This is a genomic window from Acinetobacter harbinensis (assembly GCF_000816495.1).
Taxonomy (GTDB): Bacteria; Pseudomonadota; Gammaproteobacteria; order Pseudomonadales; family Moraxellaceae; genus Acinetobacter; species Acinetobacter harbinensis.
In genome coordinates this window covers 1,648,614-1,667,533 of record NZ_JXBK01000001.1, presented here as the reverse complement: position 1 = coordinate 1,667,533, position 18,920 = coordinate 1,648,614, and the positions used below count along the sequence as shown (strand labels likewise).

Genomic DNA, 18,920 nt, shown 5'->3' with positions numbered 1-18,920 from the left:
TTTTTAGATAATATTTCTATATTTTTCAAATTATTAATGTAATAAAAATCAAAAACTATAATGCTTATCTGATGAGATTAAATTATCATCCTGCATTATTTTTTACTTGTATTTGTAAGAGAATATATACATTGTAAATTTACAATAAATATATTTTTCTTTGGATTTCATTGCTCTAATGGTTTTATTTCTTATATGGTTTACACTATAAACACTTCGTAACATGGTCTTTATTTTTTATTAAAAAATTTATGCTAATAATAATGACATCTGTTTTAGACAGATTTTAAATTTCATTAAATATCTATAATATACTGAGGTGTAAAATGAGTAATTCAAATAATCAACAAGACCAAAAACAGCAGCAACAGCAACAAAATGATAAACAAGATCAACAGCAACAACAGAACGACAAACAGGGTCAGCAGCAACAGCAAAATGACAAACAAGGTCAGCAACATGATTCTCAGCAGAATCAACAAAACCAAAAACAGCAACATAAGTAATTCTGGTTTTCATTTGATTTAAGATTGACCCATCTGATGATTCAAAATTAAAATTAGGAGTGAATAATGACTAGTTCGAATTTAGACAATCAAAATCATAACGCTGGACATCCAGAATCTAATCATCGTTGGCGAGAGACTTATACCAGTCGACCGTATTACAATGATTTAAAAAGCAATCTACCCGATATTGATTATGATCGAGACTTATCGTCTGCCTATGAATTTGGACATAATGCCCGATCTAAATATGGTGAGAATGCACGTTTTGAAGATTCTGAAAGTGATATGAAAGAAAAATGGGAAGATGTTAAATTAGACTCCCGCTTAAAGTGGGAACATGCCAAACATGCTGTAAAGGATGCTTGGGATAAAATCTAGGTTTCATAAAATATGGGCTTTATAGCCCATATTTTTTATTTATTTTAATTCATCTAAAAGATAAGAATGAATATAATCAGCAATAGCTTTATATTTTAAATAGCTAAGAATTCAGTCTATTTATTTTATCGAATGAATTTTAAGTTATATCTCTGTTGGTAAAATTTTATTATAAAATTAGCGGTTAAATTAATAAAAAGTAGTATAAAAGGCGATGTATTCTATTGATACACCGCCTTTTAAGTTATACCTATAATCAGTTTGATCTCTTTATCTTTAAGTGGGTAATTTTCTTAAGGTTAAAATTTGCTCACTGCGTCCAAATGGACCGTGAACATCATGTAAAACCGCACTGGTAATTCCGACACCATCATTACCGAACTGCTGTACTGCTTCTATACCTAACCATTTGCCTTGTGGTAAGCGATGCAGATGAATTTGTAGATCAAGATTTGGAAATGCCCAACCCTTTAATGGTTGCTGTCTTGAAACAATGCCATTGGCGGTATCGACCATACCCATTAAGTGCACAAAGTCATTGGTCTGCTGCCCTTCAACCATATCTAAATTATTACTGATCCACACTACTCCTTTTCCAGCACGGCGCTTCTCAGCATCGCAACGGGTTTCTGTGCTTTGAATAAAGCCCCCCGGCCAGTCTTTCATGCCTTGCCAAATCGGTAGGTTTTCTGGGTGTTCCACTGCATGATCTTCTAAGCCGGCAATATGGGTGGTGTCTTGCGTCATCATTTTCCATGCGCGCGCCACAATACAGGTTTTACCATTTGCCTGCATTTCAGACTCAATCAACTCGATGGTTTTCCCTGGTCGAATCATACGCGTGGTAATGGTAAATTCACCAAATGCAATTAAACCAAAAATATCTAAGCTGACTCGGCCAATACGCATCTCTGGACGTGCCTGAAACTGCTCTAGCTCAGCAGACAAAAGCCCTGTTGCAGGTGCCATATGCTGTTCATGCGGATTCCATGCACCTTGCGCATGAATATTAGAGCGATAATAGGCCGTCACACTGCCATCGGCATGCGGTTCACGCTTGAGTAATGAATAATATGCTGACATATATTTTTGTTCCTTTATATGAATCTTAAATGGCCCCAGCTACAGATTTAATTTTTTAAACGACCTGCTTAGCTGTGTAACAGTGCTGTTTGAATACATGCTAAAACTCAAACAGTGCTGTTGTAGATAAATGTGATGCCGTCTTAAGCAATATCTTCGGTGAGGTTTAATTCTTCACGCATCAATTCTTGCAACTTGAATTTCTGAGCTTTACCAGATGCGGTCATTGGAAATTCATCAAAGAAACGCACGTAGCGTGGTACTTTATTATGCGAGATATGTTCAGCGCAGTATTCACGAATGGTTTTTTCATCGGTTTGATGGTCATCATGTAAAATAATACAGGCACATAACTCTTCACCATATTTGGCATCTGGTAGCCCAATCACTTGCACATCGGACACATCGGGATGGGTGTACAGAAAATCTTCAATTTCTTTGGGAAATAGATTCTCACCGCCTCGAATCACCACATCTTTAATCCGACCTTTGATTTTGACAAAGCCTTTATCGTCCATTTCGGCAATATCACCGGTGTGCATCCATTTGGCCACATCAATCACGTCGGCACTTTTATCTTCATCTTCCCAATAGCCCAGCATAACCGAATAACCACGCACGCAGAGTTCACCCAGTTTGCCGCGAGGCACCACTTTACCCTGCTCATCGACAATTTTAATTTCCAAATGCGGATGCACACGGCCCACTGTACCAACACGGCGCTCAACAGAATCTGAGGTTGCACTTTGTACACTCACCGGCGCGGTTTCAGTCATGCCATAACAAATGGTGATTTCAGTCATGTGCATGCGTTCAATGACGCGTTGCATAATCTCACGCGGACACGGACTGCCGGCCATAATGCCGGTTCTTAAACTGCTCAGATCAAACTGATCAAACTGTTCATGTTCAAGCATGGCAATAAACATGGTTGGTACGCCATAAGCGGCAGTGCATTTTTCTTGTTGAATGGTTTTAAGCGTATCCAGTGGATTAAACACCGCCGATGGATAAACCATGGTTGAACCATGGGTGATACAGGCCAAATTACCCATCACCATCCCAAAGCAATGAAACAAAGGCACGGAAATGCACACGCGGTCTTGTGGCGTAAGATGGATTGCTTCTCCAACAAAATAGCCATTATTTAAAATATTGTTGTGCGTCAGCATCGTCCCTTTGGGATTGCCCGTGGTGCCGGAGGTAAACTGAATATTAATGGTTTCATCAAATTGTAAATCGGCTGCGATGGCCTGTAATTCGGCCAATTGAGTGGCCGTGGGTGCTATAAGTAAATCGGCGAAACGGTGAATACCACTGTGCTGTTCGCTGTCGATTTTAATGACCTGTTTTAAATGCGGTAGCCGCGCTGCGCAGAGTTTTTTATCCACAGTGTGTGGAATTTCTGGCGCGATTTTGGTCAGAATTTCCTGATAATTACTGCTTTTAAATTCCGCTGCAATCACCAATGCTTTGCAAGAGACTTTATTCAGTACATATTCAAGTTCGCTGCTTTTATAAGCGGGATTTAAATTGACTAAAATAATGCCAGCTTTAAAAGCGGCAAATTGTGTAATGGTCCATTCCACACAATTTGGCGACCAAATGGCAATTCGGTCGCCCTTTTCCAAGCCCAATTCCAGCAGGCTACAGGCAAAAGCATTCACTTGTTGTTGCAGCTCTTTATAGCTTAAACGTACATTTTGATGCACGCTGACCAGCGCATCTTGTTCTGCATATTGCTGACAGGCCTGATCAAACTTTTCACCAATGGTCATCCCCAGCAAAGGCTGATTACTGGTTCCATAGGCATAACTTAATCGTACTTGTGTCATTGAATCCATCTCCTTGATTCTTTGTAATTATGATTCTTACTCTCATTTTTTTGAGCTAGACGCTTGTCCCAAACAGCCTATTTTTATATTTAACGCTTTGTCGTTAACGAATAGTTGCACCTTCTGTTAAAGCCACGCCGCTCACACAAAAATCGGCAATTTGTTTGACAAAATAGTCTTTATACGCCTGATCAAAACGTACATTTTTAGAGGGATTTAATGGTTCAATCACCACAAAGGTCATTGCACCCACCACACATAAAGCTGCGGTATTTAAATCCTCAAAGCCAAACTCACCATTAATTTTCCCTTCGGCAAGAATGTCGTTGATACTTTGTTTGATCAGTTGCTTACTGCGAAAACGCTCATGTTCAACTGCGGCATCGACCGGTTCAAACATCAGTGCATAAGCCAATTGCGGACTGTTTAAGGCACGTTTCACAAAAGTGGTGACCGCCTTGTGTAATTTCTGTTTGGCAGCCAGTGGACTGGCGGCGATGCTATTCAAGATTTGAATTTCTTGCTGAATGGCCTCTGCCAAAACTTCAATTAACACCTGACTTTTATTATCGAAATAACGATAGACCAGACCACTCGATACGCCGGCACGTTCTGCGATGGCCTGTATTTGGGCATCTTTAAATCCTCCTTGAGCAATTAATTCACGTGCAGATTGTAAAATCGTTTGACGATTCTGCTCCATTCGCTCTTGCATCAATGATGATCGTTTATAACTCATAATCTTATTCTCATCCAGATAAAATGAATTGTAAATCATTTTGTGAATATATATTCACTTTTTTGAAAAATCGTTGTATGGTGAAAATCAGGCACAACAAAAATGCTGTTGGAACAACAAATATAACTCTCAGGATGAATGAAGAAATGAATCTACAAAGTTTAAATTTCGGTTTGGATGAAACGTTAATTGCGCTTCGAGATTCAATCGCTGCATTCTGCGCAAAGGAGATTGCACCGATTGCTCAGCAAGTGGATCAGGATAATGAATTTCCAGCGCAGCTGTGGAAAAAATTTGGTGATATGGGCTTGCTGGGTTTAACCGTTGACGAAGAATACGGTGGTACAAATTTAGGCTATTTGGCACATATTTTAGCCATGCAGGAAATTTCCCGCGCCTCTGCATCGATTGGCTTGTCCTACGGCGCACATTCTAATTTATGTATCAATCAAATTAATCGAAATGGCACTGCAGCACAAAAACAAAAATATTTACCTAAATTGGTGTCGGGTGATTTTGTCGGTGCGCTGGCGATGTCTGAACCGAATGCCGGCTCTGATGTGGTCAGCATGAAATTAAAGGCTGAAGATCAAGGTGATCATTACCTGCTCAATGGTTCAAAAATGTGGATTACCAACGGCGGTGATGCCGATGTATTGGTGGTATACGCCAAAACTGATTTAAACGCGGGTTCAAAAGGTATGACGGCTTTTTTAGTTGAAAAAGGCATGTCGGGTTTTAGTCACGGTACACATTTAGACAAATTGGGTATGCGCGGTTCAAACACTTATCCGCTATTTTTTGATGATGTCAAAGTGCCAAAAGAGAATATTTTAGGCGGTGTCGGCAATGGCACCAAAGTCTTAATGAGTGGTTTGGACTATGAACGTGCAGTTTTAAGCGCTGGCCCTTTGGGTATTATGGATGCCTGCTTAGACACCGTTTTACCGTATATTCATGAGCGCAAACAATTTGGTCAGGCGCTTGGTGAGTTCCAACTCATGCAAGGTAAAATTGCCGATATGTATTCTACATGGCTGGCCTGTAAAGCCTTGGTTTACGCCGTGGGTGCAGAGTGTGATAAAGCGGAACATAACCGTAGCTTACGTAAAGATGCCGCCAGTGCAATTTTATATGCAGCAGAAAAAGCCACATGGATGGCCGGTGAAACCATTCAAACCTTAGGCGGCAATGGTTATATCAATGACTACGCCGCAGGTCGTTTATGGCGCGATGCCAAGTTGTATGAAATTGGTGCTGGAACTTCTGAGATTCGCCGCATGCTGATTGGTCGTGAACTGTTTAATGAAACAGCCTAAATCGCGATCTATCCGCCCACCGAATAATAAGGAAGTGCAAAGATGAATATCTTAAACAGTAAAATTAATATCCGTAGTGACGATTTTAAAAGCAATCAAGCGGCCATGCAGCTTTTGGTTGATGACCTCAAACAAAAAGCACAGCAGATTGCCTTGGGCGGCGGCTTAAAAGCCCGCGAAAAGCATTTGGCTCGCGGCAAACTGTTACCGCGTGAACGGGTCGATCATTTAATTGATGCCGGTACGGCATTTTTAGAAATTGGTCAATTGGCAGCCTATCAAGTCTATGCCGATGATATTCCTGCCGCAGGCGTGATTGCCGGTATTGGTCAAGTCAACGGCGTAACCTGCATGATTGTGGCCAATGATGCCACGGTCAAAGGCGGCACGTATTATCCGCTGACAGTTAAAAAGCATCTGCGCGCGCAAGAAATTGCTGAGCAAAACCATTTGCCGTGTATTTATCTGGTCGATTCAGGCGGCGCCTATTTGCCGATGCAAGATGAAGTATTCCCCGATCGTGATCACTTTGGCCGTATTTTTTATAATCAAGCCCGTATGTCCAGTCAAGGGATTGCGCAAATTGCAGTGGTGATGGGCAGTTGTACTGCCGGTGGTGCTTATGTACCTGCTATGTCGGATGAAACCATTATCGTGCGTAATCAAGGTACAATTTTCCTTGGTGGCCCGCCGTTGGTGAAAGCCGCAACAGGTGAAGTGGTCAGCTCAGAAGATTTAGGCGGTGGCGATGTGCATACGCGTCTATCGGGTGTGGCCGATCATTTGGCAGAAAGTGATGAGCACGCTATCGCCATTGCGCGCAATATTGTTGCCAACTTAAATAAAAAACCGCATCAAACTTCGGATGCCATTGAAGCGCCGTTATTTAATGCCGAAGAGCTGTACGGCATTGTGCCCAGTGATGCACGTAAACCGTTTGATGTACGTGAAGTGATTGCGCGCATTGTTGATGGTTCACGTTTTGATGAATTTAAAGCACGTTTTGGCACCACTTTAATTACTGGTTTTTCCTCCTTATACGGTATGCCAGTCGGGATTATTGCCAACAATGGCATCTTGTTTTCCGAGTCGGCGCAAAAAGGCGCGCACTTTATTGAACTGTGTACCCAGCGCAATATTCCGCTGTTATTTATTCAAAATATTACCGGCTTTATGGTCGGTCGCCAGTATGAAACTGAAGGCATTGCTAAAAATGGAGCCAAATTGGTGATGGCGGTGGCCAATGCCAATGTACCGAAACTGACCTTAGTCATTGGCGGCTCGTTTGGTGCGGGTAACTATGGCATGTGTGGTCGCGCTTATTCACCACGCTTTTTGTGGACATGGCCAAACTCACGTATTTCAGTGATGGGCGGTGAGCAAGCATCGAGTGTGCTTTCGACCTTAAAACGCGATCAAATTGAACAACAAGGTGAAACGTGGTCAGCTGAACAAGAAGATCAATTTAAGCAACCGATTCGTGAGCAATATGAGCGTCAAGGTCATCCGTATTATGCCTCTGCGCGTCTGTGGGATGATGGCGTGATTGATCCTGCACAAACCCGTCAGGTCTTGGCTTTAAGCCTATCGGCTGCAATGAACGCCCCTATTCTACCGACCAAATTTGGCGTGTTCCGCATGTAAGGAGTAAAAACATGAGCTATCAATTTTTACAACTCGAACATGCCGATCAAGTGGCCACAGTGTGGTTGAATCGCGCCGAATTACACAATGCGTTCAACACCGTGGTGATTGAGGAATTACAGCAATGTTTTGATGCGCTGAATTGCCGCGATGATGTCCGCGTGGTGATTTTAGCCGGACGCGGTAAAAGTTTTTCAGCTGGTGCAGATTTAAACTGGATGAAACAAGCCGGACAAGCCTCAAGTGCTGACAACGAAGCCGATGCCCTAAAACTGGCGAAAATGCTGCAACGTCTGGCCACATTAAAACAACCGACCATTGCCCGTGTACACGGCGTGGCGTTGGGCGGCGGTATGGGATTGGCCTCCGCTTGTGATATCTGTATTGCCAGCAATGATGCCCAATTTGCCACCTCCGAAGTCCGTTTAGGCTTAGCGCCGTCCACCATCAGTCCGTATGTGATTCGTGCCATTGGTGCACGTCAAGCCGCGCGTTATTTTTTAACCGCAGAACGTATTTTTGCCCAACAAGCGCAAAAAATTGGTCTGGTGCATGAAGTGACATCTGCTGAAGAATTAGATGCAAAAATTGCTGAAATTGTGGCGAGCTTACTTTTAGGTGGCCCACAAGCACAAGCCGCCTCTAAACAACTGATTCAAATGGTCGATCAACAGGTTTTAACGGAAGATTTACTGCGTCAAACCGCACAACATATTGCCCATGTCCGCCAAGGCAGTGAAGCCAAAAACGGCTTGAGTGCGTTTTTAGACAAACAGCGCCCTGCATGGATCAACACGACAGCAGAACAAGAATAAGGATCATACAATGTTTGAAAAAATCTTAATTGCCAATCGCGGTGAAATTGCCTGCCGTGTGATTCGTAGCGCTCAAAAACTCGGTATCGCCACCGTTGCTGTGTATTCAGATGCCGATGCCCAAGCACAACACGTTAAACTGGCCGATGAAGCCATTTATATCGGTGAATCGCCTGCGGCACAAAGCTATTTACAGGCCGATCGTATTATTCAAGCGGCACTGGCCACAGGTGCACAAGCCATTCATCCGGGTTATGGTTTTTTATCAGAAAATGATCGCTTTGCCGAAGCCTGTCAAGCCAACAATATTGTCTTTATTGGCCCACCGGTGGCAGCCATTTTGGCCATGGGATTAAAAGCTACCTCTAAATCGTTAATGGAAAAAGCAGGTGTACCATTAACACCGGGTTATCATGGCAACAATCAAGAGGCTGAATTTCTAAAACAACAAGCCGATGCCATTGGCTATCCCGTGCTCATTAAAGCCAGTGCCGGCGGTGGCGGTAAAGGCATGCGTTTGGTTGAACGCAGTGAAGATTTTCTCAGTTCACTGGCCTCGTGTAAAAGTGAAGCCAAATCCAGTTTTGGCAATGATGAAGTGCTGATTGAACGCTATGTGATTAATCCACGGCATATTGAAGTGCAAGTTTTTGGCGACTCACATGGTAACTATGTACATTTCTTTGAACGTGATTGTTCGGTGCAACGCCGTCATCAAAAAGTACTGGAAGAAGCGCCTGCACCGTTGGTTGCGCAAGACAAACTCGATGCCATGCGCCAAGCAGCCATTGATGCTGCGCGTGCGGTGGATTATGTCGGTGCCGGTACGGTTGAATTTATCGTCGAGCAAGACGGTACTGCCTATTTCATGGAAATGAATACCCGTTTACAGGTTGAACATCCGGTCACTGAAATGATCACCGGCGTTGACTTGGTCGAATGGCAATTACGCGTAGCTTTTGGTGAACCGCTGCCGAAACAGCAACACGAATTAAAAATTCACGGTCACGCCATTGAAGCGCGTGTTTACGCCGAAGAACCAGAAAAAGGGTTTATTCCGGCCATTGGTCAAATCAGTTATTTACATTATCCAGAACAAAATCAGCATGTTCGTGTCGACAGTGGCATTGTGCAGGGCGATGAAATCAGCAGCTATTACGACCCAATGATTGCCAAACTGATTGTGTGGGGTGAAAACCGTGAAGCAGCCTTGGTGCAAATGCATCATGCTTTGGGACAATTCCATGTCGATGGCTTAGGCAACAACATTGCCTTTTTAGACCGCATTATTCGCTCTAAATCGTTTAAACAAGCCGACTTAGACACCAACCTGATTCAGCGTGAAGATGAATTTTTATTTAAAACCAAGCATAGCTTAAATGCAAAAATGATGGTCGCCACCGCCCTAACGGAACTGTTATTACGTTTTAATCAGAATAAAACCGCCAGCAATCCCGTCTGGAGCAGCCAAACCTTGTGGCGTGTGAATATTTCTCCAAGTTATGCCATTCAATTCAATTTAGAAGATGCCGTCTATCAGGTGAATTTAAGCGCTGAAAAAGACGGTTTTAGTGCTGAATATCAAGGTGAAAAATTCTTGATTTCTGGAAAATTGCTCAATGCCAACAGTGCTCAGTTTAGGATTAATGGTAAGCAAGAAAAATTTGCTTTTAACCAAAATAAATCGGGTTTAACCGTGTTCCAAAATGGGCAAAGTTATCCGTTTAAATATATCCAGAACAACTTTGGTGCAGATGAAAGTCAAAGCACTGAAGGCAACTTAAAAGCCCCTATGCCGGGCGTAATTACCCAAGTTTTGGTTAACATCAATGACAAGGTTCAAAAAGATGATGTGCTGATGACGCTTGAAGCCATGAAAATGGAATATGCAATTCGTGCACCATATGATGGCATTGTACATTCCTGTTATTTCCAAGCCGGTGATCAAGTTAAAGTCGGTGATGAATTGGTCGAGTTTCAGGCCATCACGGAGGACGTTGCATGAGTGAGTTTGTCAAAATAGTCGAAGTTGGGGCACGCGATGGTCTGCAAAATGAAAAGACCGCGCTCACCCTCGCGCAGCGTAAAGACTTTATCTTAAATTTGATGAAAACCGGTGTGCAAGCGATTGAAGTAGGTTCTTGTGTTTCGGCAAAATGGGTGCCGCAAATGGCAGACAGCGATAGCCTGTTTAGCCAATTGCCAAAAGATCCGAATATTCAACTCAGCTTACTGACTCCAAATTTAAAAGGCTTGCAGTCAGCACTGGCAGTGGGTTGCAGCGAAGTGGCTATTTTTACTGCGGCATCAGAAAGTTTCACGCAAAAAAATATTAATTGCTCGATTGAACAAAGCTTTGAAAAATTTGCCGATGTCATGGCGGCAGCCAAAGCCAACAACATTAAAGTTCGCGGCTATGTCTCTTGTATGGTGGATTGTCCATATGAAGGCGCTATTGATCCGAAGCAAGTGGTTCAGGTCAGCAAGCGCTTATTGGATATGGGCTGCTATGAAGTATCTTTGGGTGAAACTATTGGCACAGCCACGCCAGATCGGGTCAAAAAGGTGTGGGATGTCTGCTTAAGTGAACTGGATAGCCGTGTTTTGGCCGGTCATTTTCACAACACCTATGGCATGGCGATTGCCAATATTTATCAATCCTTACAGCAAGGCATTCGTATCTTTGATTCTTCCATTGCCGGTTTAGGCGGGTGCCCCTATGCCAAAGGCGCTGCGGGTAATGTTGCCACAGAAGATTTGTACTATTTATTGTCACATATGGGCTTTGAAACCGGCATTAATCTAGAAGCTTTAATGCAGGCCAGTCGCAAGATTGGTCAGCTGTTACAGCGCAATAACCCCTCCAACTATGCGCAGGCCTATTGGCAAAGTCATCCTGCTTAAAATGAATAGAATATTCTATTAAAAAGTGCTAGAAATGAACCGCCAAAATCATATATTGATATATCTGATAAAAAGTGGACATAGGCTTGGTTAGATCAAAGACTGAGTACCGACAAAATGAGGGATCGCATGTCAAATAAAGTTTATGAAAGTGCCGAAGCGGCATTAAAAGATATTATCCACGATGGTCAAACCTTGGCTGTGGGCGGCTTTGGGTTGTGTGGTATTCCGGAAGCATTAATTGCCGCACTGAAACAAACCGGTGCGAAACAACTGACCTGTATTTCCAATAATGCCGGTGTCGATGGTTTTGGTTTGGGATTGTTGCTTGAAACCAAGCAAATTAAAAAAATGATTTCATCTTATGTGGGTGAAAACAAAGAATTTGAACGTCAGTATTTAAATGGCGAATTAGAAGTTGAACTCACCCCACAAGGCACATTGGCAGAAAAGCTCCGTGCAGGTGGTGCCGGCATTCCTGCCTTTTTCACCCCAACAGGTGTGGGAACATTAATTGCTGAAGGTAAAGAGCTACGCGAGTTTGATGGTAAGGAATATATTTTAGAACAATCGCTGACCGCGGATATTGCCTTGGTCAAAGCCTATAAGGCTGATAAAGCCGGTAATTTAATCTTCCGTAAAACTGCACAAAATTTTAATCCTGTGTGTGCGATGGCCGGCACGATCAGCATTGCTGAAGTGGAAGAAATTGTCGAAATTGGCGCTTTAGATCCCGATGAAATTCATCTGCCGGGTATTTATATCAATCGTATTGTCTTAAACGCGCATCCTGAAAAACGCATCGAACAAATGACCTTAAAAGCGGAGGCTGTATAAAATGGCATGGACTCGTAATGAAATGGCACAGCGTGCAGCTTTAGAACTTGAAGATGGTTTTTATGTCAATTTAGGCATTGGCCTACCGACGTTGGTGGCGAACTATATTCCTGAACATATGGATGTCTGGTTACAGTCAGAAAATGGCTTACTTGGGATTGGTGAATTTCCCACTCAAGACACGGTCGATGCCGATTTAATTAATGCCGGCAAACAAACCGTGACGGCACGTAAAGGGGCGGCTTTTTTCTCCAGTGCCGAATCTTTTGCCATGATTCGTGGCGGTCACGTCAACATTGCGATTTTAGGTGCCATGGAAGTTTCTGAAAGCGGCGACTTGGCCAATTGGATGATTCCGGGTAAAAAAGTCAAAGGTATGGGCGGCGCAATGGATTTGGTCGCAGGCGTACAAAAAGTGGTGGTGTTAATGGAACACTGCGCCAAAGATGGCACGGCAAAAATTGTACCAAAATGCGCCCTGCCACTGACCGGAAAAGCCGTAGTACAGCGCATTATTAGTGATTTGGGCGTGATGGATATTACCGCTGAAGGGGTGAAATTAATTGAACTGGCCACCGATGTCAGTTTTGAGGACATTCAAAAAGTTACCGGTGTACCACTGCTACAGTAAAAAATATTTCATTTAAACGTGATTGCCGATTTCCCCTCATGTCTTTTTTAGCATGGGGGGAAATCATTTCGGCAAGGCCTCATGATCTTTAAAAAAAGTTTTAAAACAACCAAACCCCACAAGGAATGTAGAGTATGGATAACTCGCAAAATATCTTGCAACGATTTGCCTTAAAAGTCAGTGACTGGTCAGAAAAGTGGTTTCCTGACTCGTATATTTTTGCACTGCTGGGTGTGGTGATTGTGGCTCTTGCCGCGATGGCAATTGGCGCGCCCATTCAGAGTGTCGCACTTTCATTTGGAAATGGCTTTTGGAGTTTGATTCCGTTCACCATGCAAATGTGTATGTTGATTGTGGTCGGTTATGTGGTGTCTGTATCGAAACCCGTCGGCATGTTAATTGATAAGCTGGCCAAAATCCCCACTTCAGGGCGTAATGCCATTGTCATGGTGGCCATGGTCAGCTTATCGGTCTCTTTAATCAACTGGGCCATGAGTACCGTATTGACCGCGCTTTTAGTGATTGCATTGGCCAAGCGTAAAGAGCTTAATATGGATTATCGCGCCGCGGCAGCAGCGGCCATTATCGGCATGGGCGCAACGTGGGCGTTGGGAATTAGTTCTTCTGCGGCCCAGCTGCAAGCCAATAAAGCCAGTCTACCTGAACCGATCTACAATTTAACCGGCGTAATTCCATTCACTGAAACCATCTTCTTGCCACAGTCGATGATTATGACTGGTGTACTGATTATCGTCTCTATCGCGATTGCTTTTTGGTCAGCACCTAAAGGCAACAGCATTAAAACCATGGATGATTTTTCAATTGGGTTTGAAGATGAGAAAAAACAGAGTCCAGTACAGAAACGACCGGGCGATTGGTTAGAAAACTCCCCTATTTTAAGCATTCTGATTGTGGCTTTGGGGCTAATTTGGATGTTCAATGAGTTTGGCAAAAGCAATCCGATTATTGCCATTTCCAGTCTAAACACCTATAACTTTATTTTCTTAATGCTTGGCATTGCACTGCATGGTACGCCGCGCAACTTCTTAAATGCCGTGTCTAAAGCCGTTCCGGCCATATCCGGTGTGCTGATCCAATTCCCCCTGTATGGCAGCATTGCCTTCATTATGACCAGTGCCATGAATGCACAAGATCTGTCGCTGTCTCACTATATTGCTGAATTTTTTGTCTCGATTGCCTCTAAAGAAACCTTTGCGATTGTGATGGGGCTGTATTCTGCAATTTTAGGCTTCTTTATTCCGTCCGGTGGCGGTAAATGGATTATTGAAGCGCCGTATGTTATGCAAGCGGCACATGATTTAAAAGTTCATTTGGGATGGTCTGTACAAATTTATAATGCCGCTGAAGCATTACCGAATTTAATCAATCCGTTCTTTATGTTACCGATGCTGGGAATTTTAAAATTAAAAGCCAAAGATGTGATTGGTTTTACCGTGACGCAGTTGGTTTTTCATCTGCCATTGGTTTTATTCTTACTCTGGATCTTAGGTCGTACGCTCACTTACGTGCCAGCCACTTTTTAAAATCAATCTATAACTGCATACATTAAGGGCACATCGCGTGCCCTTTTTTTATATCTGTTTCATTTAAGGCAATGAGCTTTGCTGCTTATCTTTTTAGATTGTGCTTGTTATATAAATCAGCTTTTAAGCTTGAGTTAGCAAGGCAAGATCAAATTGATTAATCAATGGCTTAAAATTTTGGTCGTCCTGTCATCCCATTAAAAAAGATCAATAAGCGACGAGACATCCGCTTTAAAAACCAGCGTATTTCTATCAGAAAACGATGCGATGTATCAACTTGATGCATTTAATTATAGATTTAGACAGTCCCGCAGAAGTACTTTTAAATCCCTCTAGAGATAAGCAAAGATACCATACGTCTGTTTTGAACCTTACCCATGTATCGCCCATAAAAAAACCCAACCCTTAGGCTTGATGATGAAACAAAATCATCTCAAAAATAAGGATTAGGTGGGTCGTGATTAAAGCTTATTTATCCATTGGCACTTTTTAGTTTGGTTTCTGGTGCTGCTGTTTCGATGCTACTGGTTAGTATCACATCCGAGCGCTTGTGATTAATAAACGATAACGCCACTGCACCAATTAAACCGGCTGCGGCAATGACCATAAAGTTTTGTTCAATCGGTAGATTTAACGCCACAATAAAACCAATCAATACTGGCGCAAGGATTGCCCCCATGCGACCCACGCCTGCCGCCATCCCAATCCCTGTGGCACGAATTGCACTTGGGTAGAACTGACCGCAATAGGCATAGGCAACAATTTGTGCACCTGTGGTACATGCACCGACCATCGCAATATTGAAATAAAGGATTTCAGTCGGCATTTTAAAGGTCATCATATACAAGAACACGCTGCCGAGCGCATACATCGACACCAAGACCCATTTAATATGGAAGCGATCAGCCAACCAACCCCCAACGATACAGCCTGCGACTGCGCCAACGTTGAGTGCAATCACAAAACTTAAAGCAGACCCGAGTGTATAGCCAGACAATGCCATTAATTTGGTCAACCATGTGCTTAATGAATACACCATGAATAGACCGGTGAAATATGCGCCCCAGAACATTAAAGTACTAAATGAACGGCCTTCTTTAAACAACTGTGCCATCGGGGTATTTACGGTGTCTGCTTTAATGGCTTGGGTGAATACCACCGTGGTGTCCATCTGAATCGTCGGATCGATGTCTTTAACCACTTTTTGTAAATCTTTTTGGTTTTGACGCTTTAATAAATAGGCCAAAGATTCCGGCATCGATTTCATAATAAAAGGCAGCAATAAAACAGGAACGCCTGCTGCAAAAAACACCACTTGCCAGCCAAATTCAACAATAAACTGTTTACCAATGACCGCCGCTAAAATACCGCCAATGGCATATCCTGAGAACATAAACGTGGTCATTAAACTGCGAATTTTTTTCGGTGAGTATTCGGTCATTTGCGCCACAATATTTGGCAGCACGCCACCAATGCCTAATCCGGCAATGAAACGCATAATACTAAACGTGATCGGATCATTACTAAAGCCGGCGGCTGCAGTAAAGATACTGAATAGAAATACACAAATCGCGATGGTGAGCTTACGACCAATTTTATCGGACAATGCGCCCAAAAATATAGCGCCAAACATCATGCCGAAAAGTGCAGAACTGGCCATAAAGCCAGCAGTTGAAGCATCTACACCCATACCGGTCATAATCGACGGTAGTGCAGCACCTGCAACAGCAATGTCATAGCCATCAATAATAATAATAAGAAAGCACCACGCCAAAACTTTTGCATGAAATTTATTAAATTTCGCATGATCAACCACTTTGTGTACATCTATGTACTGCATAACCATCTCCTTGATCTTTATGATTATTACTATTTTTGAATATTTTTAGAAAAAATCGAAGTGATTTAATTTTTTCTCATTTCCATTGTTTTATTTAAAAATGCTCATTATTTCCGTATGAGATTTTTTTCCATTTAAATCTGTTTTCATTCGTCTAGCTGACAAATTGATTGTCATTTTTTGCTAAAAGTAAAACACAGGCCTCGATACAAAATGTCGAATTACTAAACAAATTAATTAGAAAGCCAATATATGTCAACAGCATTACATACTTATTTTTAGTTTATTTTTTTATCTATATAAATCAATTGTATATAAATATGAATTTTACTTTAAATAGCATCTTACTGTCCTATATCTGGATTTTTGCTTGGTAAAATATCGCGTTTTTGAGGCAAATGAATGCAGATATTTAAGCGGTTTTATTTAAGATAATAAAACCGCGGCATCTGCGTTCAAATAATGTGTGAAATTTCATATGATTATATTGAGGATTGAAAAATTTAATGCGGTTGTATAACCAAAAATAGACTGTGATGAGAGGAAAATAAATCAGCATTTTTGATCAGCAAGCGTGCTTGATCGGCACAACAATCCCCAGAAAGCCAAGCGCTCATGCTTTGACTTCTGGGTCTTAAAATGAAGCGTATTTTTTTATTTGACAGTTATTTTTTCAGGTTGATTGAGCGTTACTTTAGTCATACCGTCATTCAGCTTATTAATTAAATGTACCAAGGTGACCATATCATCGAATAAAAAGCCTTCAAAGGTTTGCTGATAAAACTCAGCAATTTTCGCCTGTAAGTCTAGCCAAGCCTGTTGCCCTATTTCAGTTAAAGCCACATTTTTAACACGCCGATCGTGCAGATCGCTGACACGCTGTACTTCGCCTGTGCGTTCAAGACGTTTTAGTACACCGTCTAAACTTTGTCGACTGACCCCCACATACTGGGTTAAATCGGAAAAAGACATACCGCTTTGAACCGATGGACGAGACAAAGCCCCCAATACAGCCCAATGGATAGATGAAATGCCCAGTTCCTTTTGGCACTGTCGATCTAAAGTATTACTGGCCTGAAATAAACGAAAACAAAGTCGGTTATGAATGGGAGCAACTGAATTTTGATAGACGTTTGGGTCTAGTTGGCTCATATTTAAACCTGTATGCATTATTTAAATTGGTACTGCCTTAATTATCATATATAAACGCATAGGCAAAGGCTTTAATTGGGAATTGCGCGATCAATGCTCTAAATATGACGCAACTGACGATGCTCCGCTTTATTTGGCTTTAAAAAAGTTTAAATGATGTGAAGAATCCATGAGATGTACAGCGACCATTAAATCTATTTTTTTAAGCTGAGTGATATTAAGAGCAGCTCAGCGTTATAAAAAAAGCCGCTATTAAAAAATAGCGGCTTTTTTACGAAGTGATGTACAAATTAAAAATTATAAATTGCTACGGCACTTACGCGATTATCTTCACCGGTTGTACCGCTCAAGATATTGTTACTAACATCTACTACTGGCCCGAACGCTTTACGTTCACCATAGACATATTCCAGACCAAAGCTTAAAGGTTTGGTCGGGCTATAAAAAACGTTGCCCCAAGCTTGCCACAAATCTTTATTTGCGGTGGATTTATCTGCCAAGGCATTGATATAGTCTTGATTGTTGTCGGCTTTCATATAGCCATAGCCCAATGTGCCGCGCCACTGCGGATTAAACTGTTGGGTTAACCCCACCGTAATAGAATCGAATTCATTGGTGGCAACAATATCTTTATTGGTATTCACCACAAAGCCACTGTTGGCCCAAGAAACAAAACTGCTGTCGCCTTTCACATGGTAATAATCTGCCTTAAACGTGGTGCCCGGCATCATTTCATATTTCAAGCCCGCACCTACGCCCCACGCGGTTTCATTGTCGGCATCGGTTCTTTTATCATTAACCATGCCGCGTAGACTCATGGCTGCGGTATCACTGATTTTATGATTAACACGTGCAGTCAATGCCGGTAAGCGCATGTTTGAGCTGCCGTCTTTTGGATCTTCTAATGCCACCACTAAATTAGTGGCCGGATTAAATTTAGTGGTGTGACGTACTTGTGGTGTACGTTTCACCGCGCCGCCAACATAGCCCAAAGCATCAATTGATTCTGGCATATAATCGGGTACGGCAAAGTTTGACCACGTTTGACCAATCAACCAATCGTTATAATTTACATAGGCATGACGAATACGCAAGGTATCCAAACCCGGACCACCCAAAAAGTCGACCTCAATTTTACCGCCCACATCGCCGCCTTTGGTGCTGGTTTTAAAATCTGCGCCTAAACGTGTCGCTGAAAGCGTCGATTTAAATTGATCACTACTTTCTTTGTATCCTTTTAACGGTACAGTACTAATTTGGTTATAAAGTCGCGCTGCACTCCCGCCTTCGGCTTGATAGGAAGCATCGGCACGAACGTTACCATAGAAGCTTACTTCCGCTTTGCCCACAGTCATGCCTAAGCCTTTTTGAGTTGCGCTCATTGGTGCTTGTACAGGCAAAGCAGTTGTAGCCGATGTGGCTTGTACCGCTTGCAAATGTTGTGCTTGTATTTTTTGCTGGCCGGCATATTGGCTTAACAATTCACGTAGTTCTTGTACCTCTTGATGCAACTGCTGAATTTCTTCGCTGTTGCTTTTTGCCTGAGTCGATAAGCTCATGCCGGCCATGCTTAAAGCCAGCATACTCATGACAAGGTTACGTTTCATTGTTGGTTGCGTGCTGTTCATCCTAAACTCACTCTTTTATTGTTGGATCCGATTCTAGCAATAGATCACCAACGCGACGATGG

General features: G+C 42.4%; 16 protein-coding genes. 10 read left to right on the top strand and 6 right to left on the bottom strand.

Translation table 11 applies throughout. The annotated features are described in order from the left end of the window. The first annotated feature begins 326 nt into the window (after positions 1–326). Together SE27_RS13835 and SE27_RS07780 are read left to right on the top strand one after the other, a co-directional pair. Positions 327–506 carry a hypothetical protein gene (locus SE27_RS13835; RefSeq protein WP_039622328.1) on the top strand — a complete coding sequence of 60 codons (180 nt, stop codon included), beginning with the start codon at positions 327–329 and terminating at the stop codon, positions 504–506. A gap of 66 nt (positions 507–572) precedes the next feature. Continuing rightward, positions 573–887, top strand: coding sequence for a hypothetical protein (locus SE27_RS07780; RefSeq protein ID WP_039622326.1), 315 nt, complete (start codon positions 573–575; stop codon positions 885–887). A 276-nt stretch (positions 888–1,163) separates the two neighbouring features. Here SE27_RS07780 and SE27_RS07775 read toward each other — a convergent pair whose 3' ends face one another. From SE27_RS07775 to SE27_RS07765, 3 genes are all read right to left on the bottom strand, one after another. Then, positions 1,164–1,970, bottom strand: coding sequence for a thioesterase family protein (locus tag SE27_RS07775; protein WP_039622324.1), 807 nt, complete (start codon positions 1,968–1,970; stop codon positions 1,164–1,166). A 143-nt stretch (positions 1,971–2,113) separates the two neighbouring features. Next, positions 2,114–3,805 carry an AMP-binding protein gene (locus SE27_RS07770; RefSeq protein WP_039622323.1) on the bottom strand — a complete coding sequence of 564 codons (1,692 nt, stop codon included), beginning with the start codon at positions 3,803–3,805 and terminating at the stop codon, positions 2,114–2,116. A 103-nt stretch (positions 3,806–3,908) separates the two neighbouring features. Next, on the bottom strand, positions 3,909–4,544 hold the full coding sequence (locus SE27_RS07765; RefSeq protein WP_039622319.1) for a TetR/AcrR family transcriptional regulator: 636 nt from the start codon (positions 4,542–4,544) through the stop codon (positions 3,909–3,911). 146 nt (positions 4,545–4,690) lie between these two features. On the opposite strand from SE27_RS07765, the gene SE27_RS07760 reads away from it, so the two are divergent. From SE27_RS07760 to SE27_RS07725, 8 genes are all read left to right on the top strand, one after another. Further along, the gene (locus SE27_RS07760) at positions 4,691–5,863 is read left to right on the top strand and encodes an isovaleryl-CoA dehydrogenase (RefSeq protein ID WP_039623878.1); all 1,173 of its coding nucleotides are present in this window, start codon (positions 4,691–4,693) and stop codon (positions 5,861–5,863) included. A gap of 42 nt (positions 5,864–5,905) precedes the next feature. Next, positions 5,906–7,507 (top strand): carboxyl transferase domain-containing protein, encoded by a 1,602-nt coding sequence (locus tag SE27_RS07755; protein ID WP_039622317.1) that lies wholly within the window; start codon positions 5,906–5,908, stop codon positions 7,505–7,507. Positions 7,508–7,518: 11 nt separating this feature from the next. Continuing rightward, a complete protein-coding gene (locus tag SE27_RS07750) occupies positions 7,519–8,322 on the top strand; it encodes an enoyl-CoA hydratase/isomerase family protein (protein WP_039622315.1) in 804 nt (267 codons plus the stop codon). A 10-nt stretch (positions 8,323–8,332) separates the two neighbouring features. Next, entirely contained in the window at positions 8,333–10,327 is a 1,995-nt protein-coding gene (locus SE27_RS07745; protein WP_039622313.1) for an acetyl/propionyl/methylcrotonyl-CoA carboxylase subunit alpha, read from the top strand. Then, positions 10,324–11,226 carry a hydroxymethylglutaryl-CoA lyase gene (locus tag SE27_RS07740; RefSeq protein WP_039622311.1) on the top strand — a complete coding sequence of 301 codons (903 nt, stop codon included), beginning with the start codon at positions 10,324–10,326 and terminating at the stop codon, positions 11,224–11,226. The genes SE27_RS07745 and SE27_RS07740 overlap by 4 nt, the downstream gene beginning before the upstream one ends. Before the next feature lie 129 nt (positions 11,227–11,355). Beyond that, a complete protein-coding gene (locus tag SE27_RS07735; RefSeq protein ID WP_039622309.1) occupies positions 11,356–12,063 on the top strand; it encodes a CoA transferase subunit A in 708 nt (235 codons plus the stop codon). Between the two features lies 1 nt (position 12,064). Continuing rightward, complete coding sequence (locus SE27_RS07730) at positions 12,065–12,694, top strand: 3-oxoacid CoA-transferase subunit B (RefSeq protein WP_039622307.1); 630 nt, start codon at positions 12,065–12,067, stop codon at positions 12,692–12,694. Between the two features lie 134 nt (positions 12,695–12,828). Further along, positions 12,829–14,238 carry a short-chain fatty acid transporter gene (locus SE27_RS07725; RefSeq protein ID WP_039622305.1) on the top strand — a complete coding sequence of 470 codons (1,410 nt, stop codon included), beginning with the start codon at positions 12,829–12,831 and terminating at the stop codon, positions 14,236–14,238. Between the two features lie 472 nt (positions 14,239–14,710). Here SE27_RS07725 and SE27_RS07720 read toward each other — a convergent pair whose 3' ends face one another. The 3 genes from SE27_RS07720 to SE27_RS07710 all read right to left on the bottom strand — a co-directional run bounded on the left by SE27_RS07720 (position 14,711) and on the right by SE27_RS07710 (position 18,858). After that, the gene (locus tag SE27_RS07720) at positions 14,711–16,078 is read right to left on the bottom strand and encodes an MFS transporter (protein ID WP_039622303.1); all 1,368 of its coding nucleotides are present in this window, start codon (positions 16,076–16,078) and stop codon (positions 14,711–14,713) included. A 654-nt stretch (positions 16,079–16,732) separates the two neighbouring features. Beyond that, positions 16,733–17,230: a MarR family winged helix-turn-helix transcriptional regulator gene (locus tag SE27_RS07715; protein ID WP_039623877.1), complete on the bottom strand. Its 498-nt coding sequence runs from the start codon at positions 17,228–17,230 to the stop codon at positions 16,733–16,735. Between the two features lie 290 nt (positions 17,231–17,520). Next, a complete protein-coding gene (locus SE27_RS07710; protein ID WP_039622300.1) occupies positions 17,521–18,858 on the bottom strand; it encodes a DcaP family trimeric outer membrane transporter in 1,338 nt (445 codons plus the stop codon). Between the last annotated feature and the right edge of the window lie 62 nt (positions 18,859–18,920).

What these genes read in the sequence shown, in the direction of transcription:
- SE27_RS13835 (WP_039622328.1), top strand. Translation starts at nt 327, where the DNA reads ATGAGTAATTCAAATAATCAACAAGACCAAAAACAGCAGCAACAGCAA.
- SE27_RS07780 (WP_039622326.1), top strand. Translation starts at nt 573, where the DNA reads ATGACTAGTTCGAATTTAGACAATCAAAATCATAACGCTGGACATCCA.
- SE27_RS07775 (WP_039622324.1), bottom strand. Translation starts at nt 1,970, where the DNA reads ATGTCAGCATATTATTCATTACTCAAGCGTGAACCGCATGCCGATGGC.
- SE27_RS07770 (WP_039622323.1), bottom strand. Translation starts at nt 3,805, where the DNA reads ATGACACAAGTACGATTAAGTTATGCCTATGGAACCAGTAATCAGCCT.
- SE27_RS07765 (WP_039622319.1), bottom strand. Translation starts at nt 4,544, where the DNA reads ATGAGTTATAAACGATCATCATTGATGCAAGAGCGAATGGAGCAGAAT.
- SE27_RS07760 (WP_039623878.1), top strand. Translation starts at nt 4,691, where the DNA reads ATGAATCTACAAAGTTTAAATTTCGGTTTGGATGAAACGTTAATTGCG.
- SE27_RS07755 (WP_039622317.1), top strand. Translation starts at nt 5,906, where the DNA reads ATGAATATCTTAAACAGTAAAATTAATATCCGTAGTGACGATTTTAAA.
- SE27_RS07750 (WP_039622315.1), top strand. Translation starts at nt 7,519, where the DNA reads ATGAGCTATCAATTTTTACAACTCGAACATGCCGATCAAGTGGCCACA.
- SE27_RS07745 (WP_039622313.1), top strand. Translation starts at nt 8,333, where the DNA reads ATGTTTGAAAAAATCTTAATTGCCAATCGCGGTGAAATTGCCTGCCGT.
- SE27_RS07740 (WP_039622311.1), top strand. Translation starts at nt 10,324, where the DNA reads ATGAGTGAGTTTGTCAAAATAGTCGAAGTTGGGGCACGCGATGGTCTG.
- SE27_RS07735 (WP_039622309.1), top strand. Translation starts at nt 11,356, where the DNA reads ATGTCAAATAAAGTTTATGAAAGTGCCGAAGCGGCATTAAAAGATATT.
- SE27_RS07730 (WP_039622307.1), top strand. Translation starts at nt 12,065, where the DNA reads ATGGCATGGACTCGTAATGAAATGGCACAGCGTGCAGCTTTAGAACTT.
- SE27_RS07725 (WP_039622305.1), top strand. Translation starts at nt 12,829, where the DNA reads ATGGATAACTCGCAAAATATCTTGCAACGATTTGCCTTAAAAGTCAGT.
- SE27_RS07720 (WP_039622303.1), bottom strand. Translation starts at nt 16,078, where the DNA reads ATGCAGTACATAGATGTACACAAAGTGGTTGATCATGCGAAATTTAAT.
- SE27_RS07715 (WP_039623877.1), bottom strand. Translation starts at nt 17,230, where the DNA reads ATGAGCCAACTAGACCCAAACGTCTATCAAAATTCAGTTGCTCCCATT.
- SE27_RS07710 (WP_039622300.1), bottom strand. Translation starts at nt 18,858, where the DNA reads ATGAACAGCACGCAACCAACAATGAAACGTAACCTTGTCATGAGTATG.